General features: G+C 61.3%; 7 protein-coding genes. All 7 read right to left on the reverse strand.

The features are described from left to right. Positions 1–234 precede the first annotated feature (234 nt). Positions 235–858, reverse strand: a complete 624-nt coding sequence (gene rnhB, locus ACIP02_RS24930) for a ribonuclease HII (RefSeq protein ID WP_400622017.1) — start codon at positions 856–858, stop codon at positions 235–237. 1 nt (position 859) lies between these two features. Beyond that, positions 860–1,987, reverse strand: coding sequence for a lipid-A-disaccharide synthase (lpxB, locus tag ACIP02_RS24935; RefSeq protein ID WP_400622020.1), 1,128 nt, complete (start codon positions 1,985–1,987; stop codon positions 860–862). Between the two features lies 1 nt (position 1,988). Beyond that, positions 1,989–2,765 (reverse strand): acyl-ACP--UDP-N-acetylglucosamine O-acyltransferase, encoded by a 777-nt coding sequence (gene lpxA / locus ACIP02_RS24940; protein WP_201203064.1) that lies wholly within the window; start codon positions 2,763–2,765, stop codon positions 1,989–1,991. Next, entirely contained in the window at positions 2,762–3,202 is a 441-nt protein-coding gene (fabZ, locus tag ACIP02_RS24945; RefSeq protein ID WP_201203065.1) for a 3-hydroxyacyl-ACP dehydratase FabZ, read from the reverse strand. The genes lpxA and fabZ overlap by 4 nt, the downstream gene beginning before the upstream one ends. 113 nt (positions 3,203–3,315) lie before the next feature. Next, on the reverse strand, positions 3,316–4,371 hold the full coding sequence (gene lpxD / locus ACIP02_RS24950; RefSeq protein WP_400622025.1) for a UDP-3-O-(3-hydroxymyristoyl)glucosamine N-acyltransferase: 1,056 nt from the start codon (positions 4,369–4,371) through the stop codon (positions 3,316–3,318). Position 4,372: 1 nt separating this feature from the next. Next, on the reverse strand, positions 4,373–4,876 hold the full coding sequence (locus ACIP02_RS24955) for an OmpH family outer membrane protein (protein WP_012270843.1): 504 nt from the start codon (positions 4,874–4,876) through the stop codon (positions 4,373–4,375). 44 nt (positions 4,877–4,920) lie between these two features. Further along, on the reverse strand, positions 4,921–6,021 hold a 1,101-nt coding region (gene bamA, locus ACIP02_RS24960), incomplete at its 5' end, for an outer membrane protein assembly factor BamA (protein ID WP_400622029.1).

The raw sequence follows: 6,021 nt of genomic DNA on the forward strand, positions 1-6,021 counted from the left end.
AAGATCCTGTAGCAGTGGCGAACGACAAGGGCGGGATTGTAGCTCAATTGGGGATGGGATTTGGGGCTGCGGTGTCGAACAGGGAACAAAGAATTTGAGCCCGCCGCGGCCCCTGTGGGAGCGGGTTTACCCGCGAAGAATCCAACGCAGTGTATGGCACCGGCTGCGCCGGTGTTCGCGGCTAAAGCCGCTCCCACAGGGTTAGCGTAACGCCTGCAGGAACGTGCCAACAGGTCAGATCAGGGAATCAATGACGCCTTCACGCGCTTCCCAGGCCGCCCGCACCGGGGCGAAGGAACGCCGATGAATGGGCGTCGGCCCAAGCCGCGCCAGCGCCTCAAGGTGCACCGGCGTCGGGTAACCCTTGTGCCCACCCATGCCATACCCCGGGTAGATCAGCTCGAAAGCGCTCATCTCGCGGTCACGGGTTACCTTGGCCAGGATCGAAGCGGCTGCAATGGCCGGCACTTGGCTATCCCCTTTGACCACCGGCGCTGCCGGTACCGCCAGTTTCGGGCAGCGGTTACCGTCTATCAGGGCCAGCTTTGGCGTAACGTGCAGGCCTTCGACCGCGCGCTGCATGGCCAGCATGGTGGCCTGCAGGATGTTCAGGCGGTCGATTTCATCAACCTCGGCGCGGGCGATGCAGAAGCTCAGGGCCTTTTCGCAGATCTCGTCGAACAAGGCCTCACGCTTGGCTTCAGTGAGTTTTTTCGAGTCGTTCAGACCGAGGATTGGCCGCGCCGGGTCCAGGATTACCGCCGCCGTCACCACCGCGCCGCACAGCGGGCCACGGCCCACTTCGTCGACACCGGCGACCAGGTCTTCGACCAGGTTGAAGTCCAGTCCAATTTGCATGTCAGCGGTCCTTGAGCAGCGCCAGTACCGCCTCGGCCGCCTGGTTGGAGGCGTCGCGGCGCAGGGTGCGGTGAATTTCGTCGAAACGCTCGGTTTGCTGGCTACCATCACGCACCAGCGGTGCCAGGGTATTGGCCAAGGCTTCGCTGGTGGCGTCGTCCTGCAGCAGCTCGGGCACCAGTTCACGCTGGGCCAGCAGGTTCGGCAACGACACGTAGGGGCTTTTTACCAGGCGCTTGAGAATCCAGTAGGTCAGCGGCGCCAGGCGGTAGGCCACCACCATCGGCCGCTTGTACAGCAACGCTTCGAGGGTGGCGGTACCCGAGGCGATCAACACCGCGTCACAGGCTGCCAGCGCCTGGTGCGACTGGCCATCGAGCAGGGTCAGCGGCAATTGCCGGCCTTCGAGCATCTGTTCAACCTGGGCGCGCCGCGCAGCGTTGGCGCAGGGCAGCACGAAGCGCACGCCCGGCACCTGCTGGCTCAAACGCTCGGCAGCATCGAGGAACAACACCCCCAGGCGCCCTACTTCGCCACCCCGGCTGCCCGGCATCAGTGCCACCACCGGCCCTTCGCCAAGCCCCAGCGCGGCACGCGCGCTCGGGCGGTCAGCTTGCAGCGGGATGGTGTCAGCCAGCGGGTGGCCGACAAATCGCACCGGCACGCCTTGCTCTTCATAGAACCGCGCCTCGAACGGCAGCAGTGTCAGCATCAGGTCGCAGCCTTCACGAATCTTCAGCACACGCTTCTGCCGCCAGGCCCAGACCGACGGACTGACGTAATGCACGGTCTTGATCCCCGCCTGGCGCAGTTTCAGCTCGATGTTGAGGGTAAAGTCAGGGGCGTCGATACCGATGAATACATCCGGCTTTTCGTCGATCAGGGTCTGGATCAGCAACTTGCGCCGCTTGAGCAGTTCGCGCAGGCGACCCAGCACTTCGACCAGGCCCATGACCGCCAGGCGTTCCATCGGGAAATAAGAGTGCAGGCCTTCGGCTTCCATCAGGGGGCCGCCAACGCCGATAAACCGTACATCAGGGTGGCGTGCCTTGAGGGCACGCATCAAACCTGAACCCAGAATGTCGCCGCTGGCCTCACCGGCGACCAGCGCTACGCAAAGCTGGGCCATATCAGCGGGTAATGCCGCGTGCAGAGTTCACAATCGACTGGCGGAACAGCTCGACCTCAGGGTGTTGCGCGGCAGGCTCGGCCAGTTCCTTGAGCGCGTCTTCGACGGTCAGGCCCTGACGATAGACAATCTTGTAGCAACGGCGCAGCACATGGATCACCTCGTCGCTGAAACCGCGGCGGCGCATGCCTTCAAAGTTCATGCTGCGGGCTTCGGCCGGGCTACCGAACACAGTAACGAACGCCGGAACATCCTTGCCGATAGCCGTGCCCATACCGGAAAACGCGTGAGCACCGATATGGCAATACTGGTGCACCAGGGTATAACCGGAGAGGATTGCCCAGTCACCCACATGCACATGGCCGGCCAATGCGGTGTTGTTGACCAGGATGCAGTGGTTGCCGATGACGCTGTCGTGGCCGATGTGGGCATAGGCCATGATCAGGTTATGGTCGCCCACGGTGGTTTCGGCGCGGTCCTGAACGGTTCCGCGGTGAATGGTCACCCCTTCACGGATCACATTGTGGTCGCCAATCACCAGGCGTGTTGGCTCACCCTTGTACTTGAGGTCAGGGGTGTCTTCGCCAATCGAGGAAAACTGAAAGATGCGGTTGTGCTTGCCGATACGGGTCGGCCCCTTGAGCACAACATGCGGGCCGATGACGGTGCCCTCCCCGACTTCTACATCAGGGCCAACGATCGACCAAGGGCCGACCTCGACGCCATCGGCTAGCTTGGCCGACGGATCGATAATGGCCCGAGGATCAATCGAATTCATAGGGTCTGTTCCGCGCAGGTGATTTCTGCCGAGCAAACCGGCTTGCCGTCCACCAGGGCGCGGCATTCGAACTTCCATACCATGCGTTTGCGGCTGAGGAACTTGGCTTCCAGCACCAACTGGTCACCCGGCAGTACCGGCTGACGGAAACGCAGCTTGTCGGAACCGACGAAGTAATACAGGGTGCCATCGGCCGGCTTGGCATCAAGAATTTTGAAACCAAGAATACCGGCCGCCTGGGCCATGGCTTCGATGATCAGGACGCCCGGCATGATTGGATGACCCGGGAAGTGGCCATTGAAGAACGGCTCATTGATGCTGACATTCTTGTAGGCACGAATGCTCTGGGCCTCGAAGTCCAGATCCGTCACACGGTCCACCAGCAGGAACGGGTAACGGTGAGGCAGGTATTCGCGAATCTCGTTGATGTCCATCATTTCGGGGGGAAGCCTGTAATAAGAATAGGGAGCGCAGGTGCTGACCGTACGCTCCTTTTGCAATCCAAAGAGGAGCCAGCTAGCGACTGTTCACTCTTGCTCAGGGAATGGTATCAGCCTTCTGATGTCGGCAGGCCACCTGAGGTCACGGTATCGACGCGTTTTTCCAGCTGCTGAAGGCGCTTGGCCATGTCATCGAGCTGGCGAATGCGCGCAGCGCTCTTGCGCCAGTCAGCCAACGGCTGCATGGCTGTGCCGGATGAATAGGAACCGGGTTCGGTGATCGAACGGGTTACCATGGTCATGCCGGAAATAAATACGTTGTCGCAAACATCAATATGCCCTACCAGGCCCACGCCGCCGGCCAGCATGCAGTGCTTGCCGATGCGTGTACTGCCCGAGATGCCCACGCAAGCGGCCATGGCAGTGTGGTCACCGATCTGAACGTTGTGGGCGATCTGGATCTGGTTGTCGAGCTTGACCCCGTCGCCAATCCGCGTGTCGGACAGCGCGCCACGGTCAACGGCAGTATTGACACCGATTTCCACGTCATCACCAATGGTGACGCCGCCAATCTGGGCGATCTTGCGCCAGATGCCCTTCTCGTTGGCAAAACCGAAGCCTTCGCCACCGATCACCGCACCCGACTGTATGACCACACGCTTGCCAATGGTGACGTCGTGATACAACGTCACCCGCGGCGCCAGCCAGCCGCCCTCACCGACAACGCAACGTGCACCGATGAAGCAATGTGCGCCGATACTGACGCCTGCCTCGATGCGCGCACCGCTTTCGATAACCGCGAACGGCCCGATACTGGCGCTGGCGTCCACCTGCGCGTCCTCAGCCACCACGGCGCTGGGATGGATTCCCGCCACAGCCTTGGGTTTGGGGTCGAACAGATGGGAAATACGCGCATACGCCTGGTACGGGTCGGCCACGATCAGGGCATTGCCGGCGAAGCTCTCGGCATCCGCAGCCTTGAGCAATACCGCACCCGCCTGGCAGTTATCCAGGTATTTGCGGTACTGCGGGTTGGCGAGGAAGCTCAACTGACTGGGGCCAGCCTCTTGCAAGGTGGCCAGCCCGGTAATCTGCAGCGCCTCGGGCCCCTTGAGGGAAGCGCCGAGGGCCTCGGCCAACTGGCCTAACGTCATGGTCACACTCATATCAACGGGCTTGGTTCATGCGCTCGATGACTTGGCGGGTGATGTCGTACTGAGGTTTGACATCGATGACCGCGCCACGCTCGAGGACCAGGTCGAAACCGCCCTTCTTGATCACTTCTTCGACAGCGCCATCCAGCTTCGGCTTCAGTTGCTTGAGCATGTCACGGTCAGCAACGGCCTTGGCTTCGTTCAGCTCCTTGGACTGGAACTGGAAGTCACGGGCCTTTTGCTTGAACTCGAGCTCCAGGCGCTCACGCTCCTGCTGCTGCATCTTGTCGCCGCCCTTGATCAGGCGGTCCTGGATGCCCTTGGCGCTGCTTTCCAGGCTTTTCAGCTTGGTCAGCTGCGGGCCGAATTTTTTCTCGGCATCGACCGCGTACTTCTTGGCGGCATCCGATTCAAGTAGGGCCATCTGATAGTTCAGGACGGCAACCTTCATTTCGGCGAAAGCCGGGGTGGCGACCAGCGCCGCGGCCACTACGGCCAGTTGAGCCAATTTACGCACGATGCACTCCTGGATAAACCGTTGTCATTAAGCAGGGGCCGACCTTAGAAGGTCTGGCCCAGAGAGAATTGGAACACCTGGGTATCGGCATCGTCCGGCTTCTTGACCGGCATTGCCAGGCTGAAGCTCAGCGGGCCCAGTGCGGTAATCCAGGTCACGCCCAGACCGACCGAGCTGGCCATGCCAGAGAAGCCGACCTTTTCGCAATCAGGCTTGTTGCCGCAATTGGTGTCGAACACGTTACCCACGTCCCAGAACACGGAGGTGCGCAGCGAGCGCTGGTCCTTGACGAACGGCAGCGGGAACAACAGCTCGACACCACCCTGGACCAACACGTTACCACCGAACGGCAGCGGATCCTGGTCCGGGTCACGGATCGTACCCGGCTTGCCACCCTCGTTGCCTTCACCACGGCTCGGGGTACTGCGTGGGCCAAGACTGCTGTCCTTGAAGCCACGGACGGAGTTGAAGCCACCTGCGAAGTAGTTCTCGTAGAACGGCAGGCCAGAGGTGCTGCCGTAACCATCACCATAGCCCAGCTCAGTGTGCAGGCGCAGGGTGTAATCGTTGTTGATCGGCTGGAACAGCTGACCACGGTAGTCGAGCTTGAAGAACGACAGGTCGCTACCCGGAATGGTCGACTCCAGGGTCAGGCTTTGCGAGTGACCACGGGTCGCCAGCACACCCTTGTTCAGGGTCGACTCGGACCAGCCGATCGAGGCCTTGAAGTTGAGGAAGTTGTCGCCTTCCTGGTCGAGGAAGTCGAAGATCTCGTCAACGGTGTACTTGCCGGTCTTGATCTTGTCCTGCTGCACGCTCAGGCCGTAGGTCAGGCGCGAGGTTTCGCTGATCGGGTAACCCAGGCTCACGCCGGCACCGTAGCTGTCGACCGCATAGCTGGCCACGTCGACGTCGAGGTCGTCGTAGTCGGTGCTGCGGTAGAAGGCGTTGTAGCCCAGGCTCACGCCGTCGGCAGTGAAGTAGGGGTCCACGAAGCCGAAGTTGTAGCGGGTCTGGTATTCCGAACGGGTCAGGCCGACCGACACCTTGTTACCGGTACCGAGGAAGTTGCTCTGGCTGATCGAACCACCCAGGATCAGGCCGGCACTCTGGGCGAAACCGACGCTGGCGGTGATCGAGCCGGA

Source organism: Pseudomonas sp. NPDC089408 (assembly GCF_044749445.1).
Taxonomy (GTDB): Bacteria; Pseudomonadota; Gammaproteobacteria; order Pseudomonadales; family Pseudomonadaceae; genus Aquipseudomonas.